Raw genomic sequence first — 19,323 nt, forward strand, 5'->3', positions numbered from 1 at the left:
CTTCCCTATGCACTTCAAGGTCGCGACGCTAGCACAGCTGGCGCAGTTTGACGAGATCATCGACGTGCGCTCGCCCGGCGAGTTCGCCGAGGATCATCTGCCGGGTGCCATCAACTGCCCGGTGCTGGATGACGCAGAGCGGATTCAGGTAGGCACGCTGTACAAACAGGTGAGCCCGTTTGAAGCGCGCAAGCTGGGGGCAGCACTGGTGGCGCAAAATATCGCCCGTCACCTGCAACAGCAGTTTCACGACCGGCCCAAGCACTGGAAACCGCTGATTTATTGCTGGCGCGGCGGTCAGCGCTCGGCGTCGATGGTCATCATCTTCAGCCAGATCGGCTGGGCGGCTCACCAACTGGATGGGGGTTACAAGCAATACCGCCTGCAAGTGCTGGCCGACCTCGCCAGCCTGCCTGCACAGTTGGACTTGCAAGTGATTTGCGGCCCGACCGGTTCCGGCAAAAGCCGGCTGCTGGATGCACTGCACCGTGCCGGCAAACAGGTGCTGGATCTGGAAGGTCTGGCCCGCCACCGGGGTTCGGTATTGGGCAAGCTGCCCGATCAGGCACAGCCGACGCAAAAATGGTTCGACACCCAGCTGCACCAGGCCATGCTGCGGCTGGACCCGGCGCGGCCGGTATACATAGAGGCCGAAAGCCGCAAGATTGGCCAGATCACCCTGCCGGACAGTCTGTTTGCCCGCATGCACGACAGCGACTGCCTGCAGTTGCAGGTGGCACGGCCCGAACGGGTGCGCTTCTTGCTGGAGGACTACCCGTTTTATGTCAGCGAGCCGGAAAGACTGGAAACGCAGCTGGGTTTTCTCAAGGCCGTGCATTCGCGTGAGCAACTGCAACAATGGCAGGCCATGATCAGCCACGGCGACTATGCCGCACTGGTGGAACAATTGCTGGAACAGCATTACGACCCGCTCTACACCCGCTCCATGCACAGGCATTACCACCGGCTGCAACAGGCAGTGCTACTCAAGCCGGACAGCCTGCAGGCCGATGCACTGGATGCGCTGGCCGCCCGCCTGCCCGGTTAAGCAGGGTGTGCACTGCCCCGGATTAACAGCATTTGCCCGGTCGCATTGCGGCTGCCGGTTCATCACACGGGTGCCCAGCCGGTGAAAGGGGTAGAATAGGCCCCTTCCCGCGCTCCTTCTTCCTTGTTTGGCATGAGTTCACACGCACAACTCGACTGGCTGGATGGCCAGCCCGTTTCGGTCGCCTTTGGTGATGTCTATTTTTCCCGCAGCAGTGGCCTGGACGAAACCCGTCACGTCTTCATCCGGCACAACCAGCTGGAAGAGCGCTTTGGCACCATGCCGGCCCAGGGACAGTTCTGCATCGGGGAAACCGGCTTTGGCACCGGCCTGAATTTCCTGTGTGCCTGGCAGCACTTTCTGCAGCACGCACCGGACACCGCCCGCCTGCACTTCATCAGCACGGAGCGCTATCCGCTGAGCCGGGCAGACCTGCAACAGGCGCTGGCCTTGTGGCCGGAACTGGCAGCACAGGCGGAACAGCTGTTACAGCAATACGATGTGCTGACCGGCGGCTGGCACCGCTTTGTGCTGGAACAGGGGCGCATCATGCTGACCCTGCTGATTGGCGATGTGCTGGAAACCCTGCCGCAGCTGGATGCCCGCATCGACGCCTGGTTTCTGGACGGTTTTGCGCCATCCAAAAACCCGGACATGTGGCAACCCGCCCTGTTTGCCCAGATGGCACGCCTGTCTGCGCCGGGTGCCAGTTTTGCCACCTTTACCAGTGCCGGTTTCGTGCGCCGCGGCCTGAAAGAAGCCGGGTTTGCGGTGCGCAAGGTAGCCGGGCATGGCCAGAAACGTGAAATGAGCTGTGGCGAACTGCTGACGCCGCCAGCCAGAGCATGGTCAGCCCCCTGGTATGCCCGTCCCGCGACAGTCGCGCAACAAGAACGCAGCGCCATCGTGGTGGGAGGCGGTATTGCCGGGGCAGCCACCGCCCACAGCCTGGCCATACGTGGCTGGCAAGTGACCCTGATTGAACGCCTGCCCGCACTGGCCCAGGCAGCGTCCGGCAACCCGCAAGGCGTGCTTTACACCAAGCTGTCGCCGCACTTCACCCCGCTTACCCGTCTGGTTCTGGCAGGCTATGCCTATTCCTTGCGCTGCCTGCACCAGCATTTGCCGCAGGGCGAAGACAGCTGGCAAGCCTGCGGCGTGCTGCAACTGGCGCACGACAGCAAGGAGGCCGAACGCCAGTCCCGGCTGGCGCAAGCCGGGCTGCCAAGCTCCTTGCTGCACTTGGTGGATAGTGAAGAAGCCAGCCGGATTGCCGGCATTGCGCTGCCATCCGGCGGGCTGTTTTTCCCGCAAGGTGGCTGGCTGAATCCACCCAGCCTGGTGCAAGCCTTGTGCGCCCACCCCAATATCCAGCTGCGGACCAGCCATACCGTCATCGAGCTGGATTACAACCCGGTCGAGCAGAGCTGGCTGGCCAGCAGCGAACAAGGCCCGCTGGCCATGGGCAGTGTGGTGGTGCTATGTACCGCCGCCGATACCACCGCCTTCGACAGCACCAGCCATTTGCCGCTCAAGGCGATCCGTGGCCAGGTAAGCACCCTGCCGGTGACCGCCGAGAGTGCCGCCTTGCAAACCGTGCTGTGCGGTGAAGGCTATGTTTCACCGGCACGCCATCAGCAACACTGCGTGGGTGCCAGCTTCAAGTTTGACGCAGACAATCTTGATGTCACGACAGACGAACATGCGGAAAACCTGGACATGCTGGCAGGACTGGCACCTGCCCTGCACCAGGCCTTGCAGGCCGATACCCTGAGCGCGGAGCAACTGGGTGGCCGCGCCGCCTACCGCTGCACCAGCCCGGACTACCTCCCCATCATCGGCCCGGTGGTGAACCGGCAGGACTTTGCCAACTGCTACAGCGCACTGGCCAACGATGCCACGCTGCCACTGACACAAGCAGCACCGTATATTCCCGGCCTGTATGTGAATGCCGCCCATGGCTCGCGCGGCATGATCACCGCCCCGCTGTCCGGCGAAATCATTGCTGCCTATCTGGAAGGCGAAGCCGCCCCGCTACCGGTGGACCTGATGCAGGCCGTGCACCCCAGCCGCTTTTTACTGCGCCGACTGATCCGCAAGCAGGGCTGAGCCTTCAGCCTGGCGGGCCACCGCTTGTTCAATCACCTGGCGGATGTCATCCGGAATGGCTACCGGCACCCCGGCCTGGTAGTCCACCCACACCAGGGTGACGTCGCCATAGGCATACACGGTGTGCGGGTCACCCTGCCGGTAGAAATGATGGCGCAACTGCAAGCTGCTGCGACCCAGCTTTTCCAGCTCGATGGTGATTTCCACCGTGGCCGGGTAGGTCAGTTGCTTGCGGAAGGTGCAGGAGGTGCTGGCCAGAACCGGCCCCCTGCCCTGGGGATTGATGCTGTGCCCCATGGACTCCAGCCAGTTCAGGCGGATTTGCTCCAGATAGCGGAAGTAATAAGTATTGTTGAGATGGCCAACCGCATCCATGTCACCCCAGCGCATGGTGATGGTCTGGCGGTCAATGACCGGGTAGGTTTTTTCCAATATGTTCTCCTTACCTTAACGTCATGCTGTGCTGCATCATAACGCCAGCCGTCAAAATCCGTCACAAAAAAACCATGCAATGATGCTACTGAGAGCCAGTACGGCTTGCGCATAATCAGCCTGTTCCTGCTCTACAACTTGTGTAGTGCAGGAACATGGCTGTCAGTCAGGTGATCGGTTCCCCCGGCCCACCTGACTGACAGCTCCTGAGCGAAGGTGCAAGCTGGAGCCCCGTCCCCCAAGGCCGGGGCTCGTTTTTTTCCTGCGGCTGCCATCCAGCAGCACACCAGCCAGCCACAAAGCAAAAGGGCCGCAAATGGCGGCCCTGTTCATCTCATTCAGTAATCAGCCATTGCCGGCATTACATCACCAGCTTGGCCCCCACCACGGCCAGCATGACCGCGAGCGCAGGACGCAACCAGCTGTCGGTCAGGCTGCGAGTCAGCTTGCTGCCCAGCCAGATGCCCGGCAGCGAGCCCATCAGCAGGTTAAGCAACAGCATGTAATTGAGGTTACCCATGCTGGCATGGCCCAAACCCGCCACCAAAGTCAGCGGAACGGCATGGGCAATTTCGGTTCCCACCAGGCGTCGGGTGGGCAGGGCCGGATACAGTGCAAACAAGGCCAGGGTACCCAGCGCGCCGGCACCAATCGAACTGAGGGTGACCAGCACGCCAAGACCCACGCCGATCAGCACGGTGGGCAAGGGCTTGAGCACCAGCTCGGCCTGCGGATTGCCAGTCGGGTTGATCAGCTTCATCAGCTTGGGTTTGAGCAGGATGGACGCGGCGGTCAGCAACAGCGCAATACCCAGCACCAGCTTGAAGACCGAATCCAGCACATGGCTGGAGAGATGCAGCCAGGACAACAGGCCCAGCGTCAACAGCGAAGCGGGCACGCTGCCCATGGACAACCAGCCGGTCAGCTTCCAGTCCACGTGTTTTTGCTTGTGATGGACAAACACCCCACCGGCCTTGGTCACGGCGGCATACAGCAAATCGGTGCCGACGGCAGTGGACGGCGAGATGCCGAACCACAGCAGGATGGGGGTCATCAGGGAGCCTCCTCCCACGCCGGTCAATCCGACGATGAAGCCCACCACCAGACCCGCAATTGCATATCCTAACTCCATGACCGCTCCAGACTAAGTTCTGGCGCTATGCTACTGCACACAACATATAACCAACTAGATTGTTTGATTTATTCGATATTCAATAAAAGTCTATACCGCATCGCAACAGGGTTATACGGGAATGTCGGCGTCAAATCTGCTACAAATAACCATACGTGGGGAGATGTAGCGCGGCAAACACACAACATTTTGGGAATCGCTTGACTGATCAGGCTTTACAAATGTTTGAAATACAGTCAAGTTTTAATGGTTGGCACAACCAACCGCATGTTGTAGTACCCACATCAGGAGGTGCAAGGATGATTTCCCGTATTCCTCTCAGCGTCCGCCGCAAGCAGGCGCGTGATCAGCATGAAAGTTTTCTGTACGCGGTAGCCAAACCGCAATTGAGTGACACCGAACGCTGCCGGCAACAAAAGGTTCGCCAGCGCGCCCATGACCGTGATGATGCCCGCTTCATGGCCGAACGCTGCGAAGACGATCTGTTCTAGACACACTTCAACACTGCAAGACACCATGGCGCCACACGCTGGCGCCTTTCCCCTTTTGCATTCCGCCACACCCCGCAGACACCCCACACAGGCATGCATCCCGGCATGCCTGCTGATTTTTATCTTTTCTTTATCTCCCCTCCGCGCTTTTTAGCAGGTTTTTGACACCGCTTTGCGTACCTTTCACTGGCACCTAACGTCCACCAAAGGAAACGCAAAATGGATTTGGTCTACCTGGGCCTGACCCTGGGCTTTACCGCGCTGACATTGGCTTTTGTCGCAGCCTGCCAGCAGCTGGAGGGCAAATAAACCATGAACCTGTTTTATCTGATCAGTACCGTGATCGCACTGGGACTGCTGGGCTATCTGGTCTACGCCCTGGTCAAGCCGGAGAACTTCTGACATGAGCACACCTGCCTTTCTCCAACTGGGGCTGTTCCTGCTTGTCCTGCTCGCACTGGCCTGGCCCCTGAGCAGCTATATCACCCGCGTCATGCAGGGGGAAAACCCTGGCGTGCTGCGATTTGTTGCGCCACTGGAACGCGGCGTCTACCGCCTGGCCGGTATCCGGCCTGATGAAGACATGGGCTGGCGCGGCTATGCAGTGGCCTTGCTGCTGTTCAATCTGCTGGGCGCACTAGCGGTTTATGGCCTGCAGCGCTTGCAGGGCATCCTGCCCTTGAACCCGCAGGCACTGGCCGGCGTTGCGCCGGACTCTTCATTCAATACCGCCATTTCCTTCATCACCAATACCAACTGGCAAGGCTATGGTGGCGAAACCACCATGAGCTACCTCACCCAGATGCTGGGGCTGACGGTGCAGAACTTCCTGTCGGCCGCCACCGGGGCCGCGGTGGTGATTGCGCTGATCCGTGGTTTTGCCGCCACAACTCGGCCAGAATCGGTAACTTCTGGGTCGATGTCAGCCGCTTTACCCTGTATATCCTGCTGCCGCTGTCGCTGGTGCTGGCGCTGGTTTTCACCCAGCAAGGTGTGATCCAGAACCTGCTGCCTTACCAGACAGCACACACCGTTGAGGTGACGCAGTTCCAGCAGCCCAAGCTGGATGCCAAGGGCAGCCCGCTCATCGGCAAGGATGGCAAGCCTGTCATGGTAGACAGCCAAACCCGGCAGCAAACCCTGCCGATGGGTCCGGTCGCCTCGCAGGAAGCCATCAAGATGCTGGGCACCAATGGCGGTGGCTTCTTCAATGCCAACTCGGCCCATCCGTTTGAAAACCCGACCCCGCTGTCCAATCTGCTGCAAGAGCTGGCCATCTTCCTGATTCCAGCTGCCCTGTGCCTGGTATTCGGCCGCATGGTGGGCGACCGGCGTCAGGGCTGGGCCATTCTGGCCGCCATGCTGCTGATGTTTGCCACTGCCGTGGTGGTGGAAACCGGCGCCGAACAGGCTGGCATTCCGCAACTGAGCGCCATGGGGGTGGACCAGCAGGCCAGCAGCATGCAGGCCGGCGGCAATATGGAGGGCAAGGAAAGCCGCTTCGGCATTATCGACACCTCGCTGTTTACCGTCATTACCACTGCGGCGTCCTGCGGGGGCGTGGTGGCCATGCATGATTCGCTCACCCCTGTCGGCGGCCTCGTGCCCACCTTCCTGATGCAACTGGGTGAAGTAGTATTCGGCGGTGTGGGTTCCGGCCTGTACGGCATGCTGGTCTTTGCCATTCTGGCGGTATTCATTGCCGGCCTGATGGTGGGACGCACGCCGGAATACCTGGGCAAGAAGATAGAAACCTACGAAATGAAGATGACCGCCATCACCATTCTGGTGACGCCCATCCTGGTGCTGGTACTGACCGCCATTGCTGTCAGCCTGGATGCGGGCAAGGCCGGTATCGCCAACCCCGGCGCGCATGGTTTCAGCGAAATCCTCTATGCCTTCACCTCGGCCGCCAACAATAACGGCAGCGCCTTTGCCGGGCTATCGGCCAACACGCCGTTCTACAACATCATGACCGCCATCGCCATGTTCTTTGGCCGCTTTTTGATGATTGTGCCCATCCTGGCCATTGCCGGTTCGCTGTCCGCCAAGAAGCGTCTGGCCGTCACCAGCGGCACCCTGCCCACCCACGGCCCGCTGTTCGTGGTGTTGCTGATCGGCACCGTGCTGCTGGTAGGCGCGCTCAACTATGTTCCGGCGCTGGCACTGGGCCCGGTGGTGGAGCATCTGCAAATGGTGAGCGGACATTAATCCTGCAGGCGGACACGCAACAGGATCAAGGAAATCAATATGAACGATCGCAATCATTCTTCTGTTTCTGCCACGGCAGAACAGTCTGCCAGCCAGCAGATCAAGACTGGCAAGGGCATGTTTGACCCGGCGCTGATCAAGCCGGCCATCATCGACTCTTTCAAGAAGCTGTCGCCGCGTACCCAGTGGCGCAATCCGGTGATGTTTGTCGTCTATGTCGGCAGCATCCTGACCACAGCGCTGTGGCTGCAGGCCCTGTTTGGCAAGGGCGAGGCCGCCCCCGGCTTCATCCTGGCCATTACCCTGTGGCTGTGGTTTACCGTGCTTTTTGCCAACTTTGCCGAAGCACTGGCCGAGGGCCGCAGCAAGGCACAGGCCGCCAGCCTGCGCTCGGCCAAGAAAAACGTGGTGGCCAAGAAGCTGTCCGGCCCGCGCCGCGACGCCGGTGTCACCATCGTGGATGGCCACAGCCTGAAAAAGGGTGACATCGTGCTGGTGGAAGCCGGCGATGTGATTCCGGTGGATGGCGAAGTGATTGATGGCGTGGCGTCGGTGGACGAATCCGCCATTACCGGCGAATCTGCCCCGGTGATCCGCGAATCCGGTGGTGATTTTTCCTCGGTCACCGGTGGCACCCGCGTGCTGTCGGACTGGATTGTGGTGAAGATTACCGCCAATCCGGGTGAAACCTTCCTAGACCGCATGATTGCCATGGTGGAAGGTGCCAAGCGCCAGAAAACCCCGAATGAAATCGCGCTGACCATCTTGCTGGTAGCGCTGACCATTGTCTTTCTGATTGTCACCGTCACCCTGCTGCCCTACTCGCTGTTCAGCGTGGAGGCGGCCAAGGCCGGCTCGCCCATCAGCATCACCACGCTGGTGGCGCTGTTGGTGTGCCTGATTCCCACCACCATTGGCGGCCTGCTGTCCGCCATTGGTGTGGCCGGCATGAGCCGCATGATGGGTGCCAATGTGATTGCCACCTCCGGCCGCGCCGTGGAAGCGGCGGGCGATGTGGATGTGCTGCTCCTGGACAAGACCGGCACCATCACCCTGGGCAACCGTCAGGCATCGGCCTTCATCCCGGCACCGGGCATCAGCGAACAGCAACTGGCCGATGCCGCCCAGCTGGCTTCGCTGGCGGATGAAACCCCGGAAGGCCGCAGTATCGTGGTGCTGGCCAAGCAGAAATTTGCCCTGCGCGAGCGCGAGCTGGCCAGCCATGAAGCCAGCTTCATTCCGTTTACCGCCCAAACCCGCATGAGCGGCATCGACTACGATGGTCGGCAGATCCGCAAAGGTGCCATCGACGCCATCCGCCGTCATATCGCCGAGCAAGGCGGGGCCTTCCCCGACGCGCTGGCCAAGAGTGCCGATGAAGTAGCCCGCCGCGGTTCTACCCCGCTGCTGGTGGCCGAAGGCAATCGTGCGCTGGGGGTGATCGAGCTGAAAGACATCGTCAAGGGCGGCATCAAGGAACGCTTTGCCGAGCTGCGCCAGATGGGCATCAAGACCATCATGATCACCGGCGACAACCCGCTGACCGCTGCCGCCATTGCCGCCGAGGCCGGCGTGGACGACTTTCTGGCCGAAGCCACGCCGGAAGCCAAGCTCAAGCTGATCCGCAATCACCAGGCCGAAGGCAAGCTGGTGGCCATGACCGGTGACGGCACCAATGACGCACCAGCGCTGGCCCAGGCTGACGTGGCGGTGGCGATGAACACCGGCACCCAGGCGGCAAAAGAGGCCGGCAATATGGTGGATCTGGATTCCAACCCGACCAAGCTGATCGAGATTGTTGAAATCGGCAAGCAGATGCTGATGACCCGCGGCTCACTCACCACCTTCTCCATTGCCAATGATGTGGCCAAGTATTTCGCCATCATCCCGGCTGCCTTTGCCAGCACCTATCCGCAACTGGGCGCGCTGAACGTGATGGGTCTGAACAGCCCGGCCTCGGCCATCATGTCCGCCGTCGTGTTCAATGCGCTGATCATCGTGTTCCTGATTCCGCTGGCACTCAAAGGGGTGAAATACCACGCCAGAAGCGCAGCCGAACTGCTGCGCGGCAATTTGCTGATCTACGGCCTGGGCGGCCTGCTGCTGCCTTTTGCCGGTATCAAGCTGATCGACATGCTGCTGGGCGCGGCCGGTCTGGTCTGACTCCCGCCCCCTGACATTAAGGAAATCATCATGCTCAAAACCCTGCGCCCGGCACTGGTGCTGTTTGTCATCCTGTCTGCCATCACCGGGCTGGCCTATCCGCTGCTGACCACGGGCCTCGCCCAGTTGCTGTTTCCGTATCAGGCCAATGGCAGCCTGATCGAGAAAAACGGCCAGATCATCGGCTCGCAGCTGATCGGCCAGAACTTCTCTGGCAAGCAGTATTTCTGGGGCCGCCCCTCCGCCACCAGCCCGCAAGCCTATAATGCCGGCAGTTCCGGTGGCTCCAACCTGGGCCCCACCAACCCGGCCCAGCTGGATGCAGTCAAAGGCAATCTGGAACGACTGCGCAAGGCACATCCCACCCAGACAGCAACCGTACCGGTTGACCTGGTAACGGCATCCGCCAGCGGGCTGGACCCGGACATCTCCGTCGCTGCCGCCTACTACCAGATGGAGCGTGTCGCTGCAGCACGCCAGATGCCGCTGGCCCGATTGCATAAGCTGGTGGATGACCACATCATTGGCGAAACCTTCGGCCTCCTGGGCGAACCGCGTGTCAATGTGCTGGCGCTCAACCTGGCACTGGACGGCCTGGGCACCAAGTAAACATCGCGCAGCGACCCAGCCATCCAGGAAGGCGGGGCCGCTGCGCGGTTTGGCTGCGACCGGCCAGAAAAAGAAAGCCGATGACTGATACCCGACCTGATCCCGATGCCCTGCTCGACGCCATCAAGCAGGATGAACTGGCTGCCCAACGTGGTCGCCTGAAAATTTTCTTTGGCGCCTGCGCCGGTGTGGGCAAGACCTTCGCCATGCTCAGTGCTGCCCGTGTACGCCAGCAAGAAGGCTGCAAGGTACTGGTGGGCGTGGTGGAAACACATGGCCGCAAGGAAACCGAAGCGCAGCTGCATGGACTTGAAGTACTGCCCCTCACACAGATTGAATACAAGGGGCGCAGTCTGGCCGAGTTTGATCTGGACAGCGCACTGGCCCGCCAGCCGCAGCTGATCCTGATGGACGAGTTCGCTCACTCCAACGTTCCCGGCTCACGCCACAGCAAACGCTGGCAGGACGTGGAAGAGCTGCTGGCCGCCGGTATTGATGTCTACACCACGCTGAATGTGCAGCATCTGGAAAGCCTGAACGATGTGGTGGGCCAGATCACCGGCATCGTAGTGCGCGAAACCCTGCCCGATCATGTATTCGATCAGGCTGCGGAAGTGGCGCTGGTCGACCTGCCGCCAGACGAACTGCTGGCGCGACTGGCTGCCGGCAAAGTGTATCTGGCTCACCAAGCTGAACGGGCAGTGAAGAACTTCTTCCGCAAGGGCAATCTGCTGGCGCTGCGCGAGCTGGCCCTGCGCCGCACCGCCGACCGGGTGGATGCGCAAATGCGCGCCTACCGGGCCGACCAGTCAATCAAGCCGGTGTGGCATGCCCGTGAACGCTTGCTGATCTGCGTGGGACATGGTCCCGGTACGGAAAAGCTGGTGCGCAGCGGCAAGCGGCTGGCTGCCAGCCTGGATGCCGACTGGATTGCCGTATTTGTGGAAACTCCGGCACTGCAACGCCTGCCGGAAGCCCAGCGCGCCCGCATCATGAAGGGACTGAAGCTGGCACAGGAACTGGGCGCGGAAACCACGGTACTGGGCGGTAGCGACCTGGCCGCCACCCTGCTGGCCTATGCGCGCAGCCGCAATGTTTCCAAGCTGGTGGTGGGCAAGTCCTCGGCCGGGCCGTTGCGCCGCCTGCTGCGCCGCCCCTTGCTGGAACAGCTGACGCGGCAGGCAGATGATGTCGATGTCTACGTGGTATCACACGAGCACGACCCGGACAGCACCGCACCGCAGGAAGGTTTCAACCGGCTGCTGTTTGGTGAAGCCAGCCGGCAGAAACAAGGCCACGGCTATGTGGCTGCCTTGCTGGCCTGCCTGCTGACCACCGGTCTTGTGAGCCTGCTGACGCCGTTTTTTGACCTGTCCAATGTGGTGATGCTCTACCTCTTGGCCGTGGTGCTGATTGCCGTACGCTTTGGCCGCGGCCCCGGCGTGCTGGCCTCGCTGGTATCGGTGGCCACCTTCGACTTTTTCTTTGTGCCGCCACGGCTGTCCCTGTCGGTATCCGACACCCAGTATCTGCTCACCTTCGCCGTGATGTTTGCCGTGGCGCTGATCATCAGCCAGCTGGCAGCCCGGCTGCGCTTTGAAGCCAATATCGCCACCTACCGGGAACGCCGCACCCGCGCGCTGTACGAGCTGGGCCGCGAACTGGCAGCGGCCCTGACCGCCAACCAGATCATCGACATCGCCGTCAGCCGCCTGCAACCCTTGTTCAATGCCAGCATCGTGCTGCTCACCCCCAACAGCCAGGAACAGCTGCGCGCCGAAAACGACAGTACAGCACAGGCCGATCTGGGCGTGGCGCAATGGGTCTACGACAAGCAGCAGGCCGCCGGCCTTGGCACCCAGACCCTGCCCTCCAATGCCATGCTCTACCTGCCGCTCAAGGCGCCGATGCGCAATCGCGGCGTGCTGGCCGTGTTGCCCGAACAACTGGATCAGGTGTTCCTGCCCGAACAGCAACGCCTGCTGGAAACCTGCGCGGCACAGATTGCGCTGGCGCTGGAACGGGTGCATTACGTCGAAGTGGCGCAGGACGCCATTGTCGCCATGGAATCCGAACGACTGCGCAACAGCGTGCTGTCCGTCATCTCGCACGACCTGCGCACCCCGCTCACCACGCTGGTCGGCCTCTCCAGCCTGCTGGCGGAAGGCCAGGTGGATGCGCGCAAACAAGCCAGCATTGCCCAGTCCATTCAGGAAGAATCGCTGCGCATGAACCATCTGGTGACCAATCTGCTGGACATGGCCAGGCTGCAATCCGGCGTCAAACTCAACAAGGCCTGGCAACTGCTGGATGACGTGGTGGGCAGCGCGCTGCGGGCTTGCCAGCGCAATCTGCAAGGACATCAGCTGGAAGTGGCACTGGCCAGTGATTTGCCGGTGCTGGAATACGATGCCGTGCTGATTGAGCGCGTACTGGTGAACCTGCTGGAAAACGCGGCCAAATATACGCCGCCCGGCAGCCATATCACCCTGCTGGCCCAGCCGGAGGGCGCTACAATACGCGTTTGCGTGCAGGATGACGGCCCCGGCCTGCCCAGTGGACTGGAACAAAAACTGTTCGACAAATTCAGCCGCGGCAACAGCGAATCCACCACACCGGGTGTGGGCCTTGGCCTGGCCATCTGCCGCAGCATTGTCGAAGCACACGGCGGCCAGATTACCGCCAGCAACCGCCAGCCGCACGGTGCCGCCTTCTGCTTTACCCTGCCGGTCAGCCAGATGCCGGCCCTGCCCGGCGACGAGGAAATCCAGCCATGAGTGAAACACCTGTCCACCTGGTGGTCATCGAGGACGAAAAACCCATCCGCCGCTTTCTGGCCTCGGCACTGGATGGCGACAACTGGGTGGTGCACGAAGCCGAAACCGGCAAGCAAGGCCTGATTGAAGTGGCCACCCGCAAACCCGACCTGGTGATACTGGACCTGGGCCTGCCGGACATGAACGGCATTGAAGTGATCCGCCAGCTGCGCGAGTGGACCGACCTGCCCATTCTGGTGCTCTCCGCCCGTACCCAGGAAACGGAAAAGGTACTGGCGCTGGATGCCGGTGCCGACGACTACCTGACCAAACCGTTTGGCGTGGCCGAGTGCATGGCGCGCATCCGTGTCCTGCTGCGGCGGCGCAACCAGGGCAGTGCCGCCCCGGTGCAAACCTTTGGCTTTGGCCCCATCGAAGTGGATCTGGTCAACCGCACCGTCAGCAAGCATGGCAAGCCCATCCACCTCACCCCCATCGAATACCGCTTGCTGGCTACCCTGATCCGCAACAGCGGCAAGGTCATCACCCACCGCGAACTGCTGCTGGCGGTATGGGGGCCGTCCTTTTCCGAGCACAACCAGTACCTGCGCGTCTACATGGGACATTTGCGGCAAAAGCTGGAAGACAATCCGGCCATGCCGCAGCACATCCTCACTGAAACCGGCGTGGGCTACCGCCTGCTCGAACGCTAGCTACTCCGGCTTACCCGGCCAGCCGCCCCACGGCTCGCTTGGCGGCTGTCCCGGCCTGCATGGCATTTTCCGGATGGCCGCCATTTTCACCTGACATATCAAGTAAAAATCCCTGGCAATCGACCAGCCATTTCCTGCCAGCATAATCAGAAATCGGCTATTTCTGGCCCACTTCCCGCATTTGTAGACTGCTCTCCCAGCCACCACTGAAACGCCTGCCCTCCGGCATCGCACATCAGTCATCAAACGGGAGAGACCTTGAAACGCTTCGCCATTGCCGGCATCCAGATGCCGGTTTCCGCCTTTGAAGAAAACATCACCCGCATGGGGCACTACGTCGCCCATGTCAAACACCGTTTTCCCTGGGTGGACATGGTGCTGTTTTCCGAGCTGGCAGCCTACGGCCCCAATCCCTTGCGCGCCGAAACCATGCCGGGAGAGGCCGAAGAACGACTGTGCCGGATTGCCGCGCGCCATGGCGTATGGCTGATTCCCGGCTCGCTGTTCGAACAGCGTGATGGCTGCATTTTCAATACCAGCCCGGTCATCAACCCGCAGGGCGAAGTCATCGCCCGCTTCAGCAAGCTGTTTCCCTTCCTGCCTTACGAAAAAGGCATTACCGCCGGTGACCGGTTTGTGGTGTTTGATGTACCGGGCGCAGGCCGCTTCGGCATTTCCATTTGCTACGACATGTGGTTTCCGGAAACCACCCGCACCCTGGCAGCCATGGGGGCGGAAGTCATCCTGCACCCCACCATGACCGACACCATAGACCGCGAAGTGGAGCTGGCCATTGCCCGCGCCTCTGCCGCCACCAACCAGCTGTATTTCTTCGACATCAACGGCGTGGGCGATGGCGGCACGGGCCGCTCCATCGTGGTGGACCCGTCCGGTCATGTATTGCACCAGGCCGGGTCGGGCGCGGAAATCATTCCGGTGGAAGTGGATTTCGACAAGGTAAGGCGCGAACGCGAACGCGGCCTGCGTGGTCTGGGCCAGCCCCTGAAGAGCTTTCGCGATCGCCGTTGTGAATTCCCCGTTTATCAGCGCGACAGCGGGGTGGATGGCTTCCTGCATACGCTGGGACCGCTGGTCAAGCCGGAAGACCACGACCAGAGCGGGCTGTCCGGCCCAGGTGGCCCCGTGCCGGACACCCCGGCCCTGCAGACCGCCGGGACCGGTGAGCAAGACCCACAATGATAGCCAGTGCCATGGCCATGCGCTGGCTGCGCCATTGCCGGCAGTGGCTGCAATCCATGTCAACCGCCAGCCGGCAGCACCAGACAGCAAAAACACCACCGCGAGCCGTTCAGGGAGAACCAACCATGCAAAAAGTCAGCAATATTTCCGATCTGCGCCTGCTGTTTCACCGCAATGAACGGCCGATCTACTTCATCAGCGCCACCAATTTCAATCTGCTGGGCATAGACCAGTGGGTAAACCGCTTCAAGTACATCAACTACATCGACTGTTTCGATGGCCGCCACCCCAATGTCTTTGTGCCGCCACAGTTACCGCACGAAGAGTTCCAGTCCATCGAAGACATCAATAACTACCTGCTGCAGCACAAGGACGTGGTGGATTATGTCGAGCGCGCCGGAGGTCGGCCGGTGGCGGTATTCCTGATGTTCGATGAGGAAACCGAACGGCTGTGCCATGAACTGGGCATCGAAGTATGGTTTCCCAGCGCCAGCTTGCGCGAGCGCTGCGACAACAAGATGGAAACCGTGCGCATCGGCAACAAGGCCGGCGTGCCTTCCGTCCCCAACGCCCTGTGCAAGGTGGATAGCTATGCCCACCTGCGCGAGATTGCCGACGCGCATGGCCTTGGCGAACAGCTGGTGGTGCAAACCGCCTTTGGCGACTCCGGCCACACCACCTTCTTCATTTCCAGCGAAGCCGATTTCGACCGTCACGCCCAGGACATCATCCAGGACCCGGAGGTCAAGATCATGCAGCGCATCAACTGCCGTGGTGCCACGCTGGAAGCCTGTGCCACCCGCAGCGGCACCCTGGTGGGGCCACTGCTTACCGAGGTGGTGGGCGAACCGGAGCTGACCCCCTATCGCGGTGGCTGGTGCGGCAATGAAATCTTCCCCGGCGCTTTCAGTGAGGAAGTACGCGCCAAGGCTCGCGAGATGGCTTACCGTTTTGGCAACCAGCTGATGGCGGAAGGCTACCGTGGCTATTTCGATCTGGATTTCCTGATCGACAAGGACACTGATGAAGTCTATCTGGGCGAGCTGAATCCACGCATCTGCGGTGCCAGCCCGATGACCAACCATGCAGCCTTTGCCTATGCCGATGTGCCGCTGTTCCTGTTCCATCTGCTGGAATTTTCCGGCATCGACTTTGAACTGGATGTGGAAGAACTGAACGCCCGCTGGGCCAACCCGGCCTTCATCGACAGCTGGAGCCAGCTGGTAATCAAGCATACCGCCAACAATGTGGACATCATCACCCATGCCCCGGCCACCGGTATCTACCGCATGGCAGAAGACGGCTCGGTGTCCTACCATCGCTTCGATTACAAGCGCCAGGATATCGAATCGGAAAACGAAGCCTTTTTCCTGCGCATCAGCGGGCCGGGCGACTATCGTTATGAGGGGGCGGACCTGGGCATCCTGATTACCCGCGGCCGTTCCATGAGCGACGACTTTGCGCTCAATGACCGCGCGCGCCACTGGATAGCCGGCATCAAGAAATACTATGCGGCCAAGCCCATCATGGCCGTGCATGATGAAAGCCTGCCCGCACCCGGAGCCTTCAAGATCCTGTAGTCCCCGCTACCAACCTGGCAGTCGCCTGCAGCACGGCGGTGGCCTCAGCCCCAGTGAGACACATGCGCTGTACATTTGAAGCGATACGAGAAGATACGCCGGGAGCACGCTGGCAAGCACTGTTTCAATTACGCTGGCCGGCCTATCAGCAGTGGTTCCTGCGCGATGGCTACCGGGCACGGCCCTCTTACCTGGCAGGACGGCGCGCACTGCGCCAGCACATGCCGGAGCTGTCCGGGCTGTATCAGCAATTGTGCGAACTGGCTGGCGGTGGCGATCTGGAAGCCCGCTTCCTGTTGCAATGGTGTCCGCCATCCTATATCACCGGCTGTTCGCAGGCCGTCTGGCTGGACCCGACCGGGCAGGAAGGGCCTGTACTGGCACGCAATTACGACTACGCTCCCGCCCTGCTGGAAGGCAGCTGGCTGGCCACCCGCTGGCTGGGCCGCCAGGTGCTGGTGATGAGCGATTGCCTGTGGGGCGCGCTGGATGGCATCAACGAAGACGGCCTCGCCGTTTCCCTGTCATTTGGCGGGCGCACGGCAGTGGGCGAAGGTTTCGGCATTCCGCTGGTGCTGCGTTACCTGCTGGAGGCAGCCAGCAATACCGCCGAAGCCATCGCCATCCTGCAGCGGCTGCCGGTACACATGACCTACAACATCAGCCTGCTGGACCAGCACAGCCACTGGGCCACGGTATTTGTCGCACCGGACCGGCCGGCCGAAGTGGTGCATCGCCCGGCGGTGGCCAACCATCAGCATGGGGTGGAATGGCAGGCCCATGCCAGGGCAACACTGTCGGAAGAACGTGAATGGATGTTGAGCCAGGGGGTGCGCAAGGCAGAGCATGCGGATGATGTGGTACGTACCCTGTTGCGGCCACCCTTGTTCCAGACCGCCTATGGGCGCGGCTATGGCACGCTCTACACGGCGGCCTACCATCCTCACACCCTGATGGCCGAACTGTTGTGGCCAGACATGCGCTGGCCGCAATACTGCCTTGATGTGCAGGAAGGCGTACTGAACGTGCGCTTTGATGCCAATCACAGCCTGTAATGCCAGCGGCAGTCAGCGCAGAGGTCTTGCTAAGACTGCTGGCTTGTCATCCTGTTTGATCACAAGCCGACACATCCATACAGCATGAAAAATCAGGTCAAATCATGACAGAATGACTATTTGTCATGAAAAGGTAATAATTTATTCGCATTGGCTGTGGCAGACTGTGCCTTGCTTTTACAACATATATGTACAGTTGTTATGACTGCTTCGTCCAGTAATACACCGTACCAGCAAGGATCATTACCATGAATGCCGCCAAGAAAATCCGTCGATTCATTGAAGAAAACCAGGACCCGGAACAAGTCCAGGTACTCAAGGATCTGGCAGCGGCACTGGAAATGGGACGTGCTTTTGACCTCGGCAGCCTGTACCAGATCGATATGCGCTATTTCGAAGTTGCCCTCGACCTGCTGAAAGACTGGCGATTTGATCACCACATCGCCGCCCGTAGCAAGCTGCTGGAGCAGCTGCTGACCGAGATCGCCCCGGATCTGCGTGCCGACAACAGCAGTGCCGCACCGGCAGCTGCGGTTGAAACCAGTGTGGAAGCAGCAGAAGCCAGCAGCCCGGAACAAACCGGCAAGGCCGACAGCGCTGCACCACAGACCGAATCGGCAGCCAGCAGCAAGCCGGCCACCAGCCGCCGTCGCAAGGCCGCCGCCGAGTAAGTCTGGCAGTCAGCCGTTATGACTCAGAGCGGCTGACATTAGCGTAGCGTTCTTAGGGCAAGGCGCGCCGACGCCGACACTACAAGGGAACGGCAAGGAGGCGCAACGCAGCTGCAAGGGCTTTGTCAGCGGCGCTTACTGGCATAGTTCCGCCAGCCGCTGCGGCTGGCTGACCAGGTAATTGCCCTCCCCTTGCAGGCTGACAATGCGCGCATTGCGGCGTGTCTCCCAGCTGTCCACCGGGTACTGCCTTGCCCAGGCACACATCAGTTGCCGGTCCTGCCGGCTCATGTTCAAACCGTAGCGCTGATGCATGTACAAGGTAATGCGGGCAGCACGCCCGCGCACTTCCTCGCGCGGTTGCACCCTCTTGCCGGCAAAGTCCACCACCGTGCCGCACTGGCCGTAGATGCGCACAGGCTGCTTTGACCAGGCGCCATAAGACAGATTGCTGCGATCGGCATTCACCTCGCCCACGGCCGGAACCAGATTGTTCAGATCCCCCTCCGCCTGCCGGAAAACCGCATCATTGGTCGCGCAATTCTTGCGTCCACCTGCCTGCCAGCACTGGCGCTGATGTCCCAGCACCCAGGCCGGCACCACATGTTCCCATTCGATACGCTTGGCCCGCTCCGGATTCTTGCGTGGCACATAGCCACAGGACAGCCAGTCCACCTCTTTGCCCTCATATGAGCAACCGCAGTAGAAATCCTGCTGCATGCCGGCAAATACCCTGGGCAATACACGTTTGGCGGCGATGAAGTCGCGGTGCCCCACAGCCTTTTCTCCACGCACCAGCGGCGATAGCTCCACCTTGTCCTGAGCCCGATCCGCCCGTGCGGATTGGCCTGTGCCGCTTACATCCAGCTGGCGCACAACTGTTTCGCCCAACTGGGCCAGTGTTTTCACTTCGCGCGGCAGTTTGACCGCTCCGTCCTTGTCACAAGCGCCCAGCGCCAGTAGCAAGACGGCTAATACCAGTTTTCTCATTGTTGGCAAGGCCAGCAACATGCCATTTCGTACTGGCCACATCCTGTACTTTAGGGAGGGGCACTATAACCGCAGCCAGACCATTTTCAAACCATCTGCGGTAGAGATCTGCCAGCAACCGGCACGCCGCCTGCGTTACAATCCCGCCATCAGGCCAGTTGGC

Annotated in this window: 15 protein-coding genes and 1 pseudogene; 13 read left to right on the top strand and 3 right to left on the bottom strand. The window is 60.9% G+C overall.

Going from position 1 to position 19,323, the window contains the following annotated elements; genetic code table 11:
• The first annotated feature begins 7 nt into the window (after positions 1-7).
• Positions 8-1,048: a tRNA 2-selenouridine(34) synthase MnmH gene (mnmH, locus tag AWT75_RS09730; RefSeq protein ID WP_062789015.1), complete on the top strand. Its 1,041-nt coding sequence runs from the start codon at positions 8-10 to the stop codon at positions 1,046-1,048.
• 132 nt (positions 1,049-1,180) lie between these two features.
• Complete coding sequence (gene mnmC / locus AWT75_RS09735; RefSeq protein WP_062789016.1) at positions 1,181-3,157, top strand: bifunctional tRNA (5-methylaminomethyl-2-thiouridine)(34)-methyltransferase MnmC2/FAD-dependent 5-carboxymethylaminomethyl-2-thiouridine(34) oxidoreductase MnmC1; 1,977 nt, start codon at positions 1,181-1,183, stop codon at positions 3,155-3,157.
• Here mnmC and AWT75_RS09740 read toward each other — a convergent pair.
• Positions 3,125-3,589, bottom strand: a complete 465-nt coding sequence (locus tag AWT75_RS09740; protein ID WP_062789017.1) for an acyl-CoA thioesterase — start codon at positions 3,587-3,589, stop codon at positions 3,125-3,127. The two genes, mnmC and AWT75_RS09740, sit on opposite strands and share 33 nt — an antisense overlap.
• A gap of 361 nt (positions 3,590-3,950) precedes the next feature.
• A complete protein-coding gene (locus AWT75_RS09745) occupies positions 3,951-4,721 on the bottom strand; it encodes a sulfite exporter TauE/SafE family protein (RefSeq protein ID WP_062789018.1) in 771 nt (256 codons plus the stop codon).
• Positions 4,722-5,020: 299 nt separating this feature from the next.
• Here AWT75_RS09745 and AWT75_RS09750 point away from each other — a divergent pair, with 299 nt between their 5' ends.
• The 11 genes and pseudogenes from AWT75_RS09750 (at position 5,021) to AWT75_RS09800 (ending at position 18,170) form a co-directional block, all read left to right on the top strand.
• The gene (locus AWT75_RS09750; RefSeq protein ID WP_045848034.1) at positions 5,021-5,212 is read left to right on the top strand and encodes a hypothetical protein; all 192 of its coding nucleotides are present in this window, start codon (positions 5,021-5,023) and stop codon (positions 5,210-5,212) included.
• 312 nt (positions 5,213-5,524) lie between these two features.
• A complete protein-coding gene (kdpF, locus tag AWT75_RS09755) occupies positions 5,525-5,614 on the top strand; it encodes a K(+)-transporting ATPase subunit F (RefSeq protein ID WP_045848033.1) in 90 nt (29 codons plus the stop codon).
• A 91-nt stretch (positions 5,615-5,705) separates the two neighbouring features.
• Positions 5,706-7,423, top strand: a pseudogene (kdpA, locus tag AWT75_RS09760) (potassium-transporting ATPase subunit KdpA).
• Positions 7,424-7,462: 39 nt separating this feature from the next.
• Entirely contained in the window at positions 7,463-9,586 is a 2,124-nt protein-coding gene (gene kdpB, locus AWT75_RS09765; protein WP_476726749.1) for a potassium-transporting ATPase subunit KdpB, read from the top strand.
• A 30-nt stretch (positions 9,587-9,616) separates the two neighbouring features.
• Complete coding sequence (gene kdpC / locus AWT75_RS09770) at positions 9,617-10,195, top strand: potassium-transporting ATPase subunit KdpC (protein WP_062789019.1); 579 nt, start codon at positions 9,617-9,619, stop codon at positions 10,193-10,195.
• Positions 10,196-10,275: 80 nt separating this feature from the next.
• The gene (locus AWT75_RS09775; protein WP_062789020.1) at positions 10,276-12,972 is read left to right on the top strand and encodes a DUF4118 domain-containing protein; all 2,697 of its coding nucleotides are present in this window, start codon (positions 10,276-10,278) and stop codon (positions 12,970-12,972) included.
• A complete protein-coding gene (locus tag AWT75_RS09780) occupies positions 12,969-13,664 on the top strand; it encodes a response regulator (protein ID WP_062789021.1) in 696 nt (231 codons plus the stop codon). Before AWT75_RS09775 ends, AWT75_RS09780 begins: the two co-directional genes overlap by 4 nt.
• A gap of 258 nt (positions 13,665-13,922) precedes the next feature.
• Entirely contained in the window at positions 13,923-14,864 is a 942-nt protein-coding gene (locus tag AWT75_RS09785) for a carbon-nitrogen hydrolase family protein (RefSeq protein ID WP_204376918.1), read from the top strand.
• Positions 14,865-14,989: 125 nt separating this feature from the next.
• Positions 14,990-16,444, top strand: a complete 1,455-nt coding sequence (locus tag AWT75_RS09790) for a biotin carboxylase (RefSeq protein WP_062789043.1) — start codon at positions 14,990-14,992, stop codon at positions 16,442-16,444.
• 62 nt (positions 16,445-16,506) lie between these two features.
• On the top strand, positions 16,507-17,499 hold the full coding sequence (locus AWT75_RS09795) for a C45 family autoproteolytic acyltransferase/hydrolase (RefSeq protein WP_062789022.1): 993 nt from the start codon (positions 16,507-16,509) through the stop codon (positions 17,497-17,499).
• Positions 17,500-17,747: 248 nt separating this feature from the next.
• Positions 17,748-18,170 carry a hypothetical protein gene (locus tag AWT75_RS09800; RefSeq protein WP_062789023.1) on the top strand — a complete coding sequence of 141 codons (423 nt, stop codon included), beginning with the start codon at positions 17,748-17,750 and terminating at the stop codon, positions 18,168-18,170.
• Positions 18,171-18,305: 135 nt separating this feature from the next.
• On the opposite strand, the gene AWT75_RS09805 is transcribed toward AWT75_RS09800, so the two are convergent.
• Positions 18,306-19,181 (bottom strand): endonuclease, encoded by an 876-nt coding sequence (locus AWT75_RS09805; RefSeq protein WP_239689534.1) that lies wholly within the window; start codon positions 19,179-19,181, stop codon positions 18,306-18,308.
• Between the last annotated feature and the right edge of the window lie 142 nt (positions 19,182-19,323).

The sequence above is a fragment of the Aquitalea pelogenes genome (assembly GCF_001515305.1).
In the GTDB taxonomy this organism is placed as follows: Bacteria; Pseudomonadota; Gammaproteobacteria; order Burkholderiales; family Chromobacteriaceae; genus Aquitalea; species Aquitalea pelogenes.

Excerpts from the sequence above, each read along its gene's own strand:
- AWT75_RS09745 (WP_062789018.1), bottom strand. The coding sequence starts at position 4,721 with ATGGAGTTAGGATATGCAATTGCGGGTCTGGTGGTGGGCTTCATCGTC.
- AWT75_RS09780 (WP_062789021.1), top strand. The coding sequence starts at position 12,969 with ATGAGTGAAACACCTGTCCACCTGGTGGTCATCGAGGACGAAAAACCC.
- AWT75_RS09805 (WP_239689534.1), bottom strand. The coding sequence starts at position 19,181 with ATGTTGCTGGCCTTGCCAACAATGAGAAAACTGGTATTAGCCGTCTTG.
- AWT75_RS09795 (WP_062789022.1), top strand. The coding sequence starts at position 16,507 with ATGCGCTGTACATTTGAAGCGATACGAGAAGATACGCCGGGAGCACGC.
- kdpB (WP_476726749.1), top strand. The coding sequence starts at position 7,463 with ATGAACGATCGCAATCATTCTTCTGTTTCTGCCACGGCAGAACAGTCT.
- AWT75_RS09775 (WP_062789020.1), top strand. The coding sequence starts at position 10,276 with ATGACTGATACCCGACCTGATCCCGATGCCCTGCTCGACGCCATCAAG.
- mnmH (WP_062789015.1), top strand. The coding sequence starts at position 8 with ATGCACTTCAAGGTCGCGACGCTAGCACAGCTGGCGCAGTTTGACGAG.
- AWT75_RS09800 (WP_062789023.1), top strand. The coding sequence starts at position 17,748 with ATGAATGCCGCCAAGAAAATCCGTCGATTCATTGAAGAAAACCAGGAC.
- kdpF (WP_045848033.1), top strand. The coding sequence starts at position 5,525 with ATGAACCTGTTTTATCTGATCAGTACCGTGATCGCACTGGGACTGCTG.
- AWT75_RS09790 (WP_062789043.1), top strand. The coding sequence starts at position 14,990 with ATGCAAAAAGTCAGCAATATTTCCGATCTGCGCCTGCTGTTTCACCGC.
- AWT75_RS09750 (WP_045848034.1), top strand. The coding sequence starts at position 5,021 with ATGATTTCCCGTATTCCTCTCAGCGTCCGCCGCAAGCAGGCGCGTGAT.
- mnmC (WP_062789016.1), top strand. The coding sequence starts at position 1,181 with ATGAGTTCACACGCACAACTCGACTGGCTGGATGGCCAGCCCGTTTCG.
- kdpC (WP_062789019.1), top strand. The coding sequence starts at position 9,617 with ATGCTCAAAACCCTGCGCCCGGCACTGGTGCTGTTTGTCATCCTGTCT.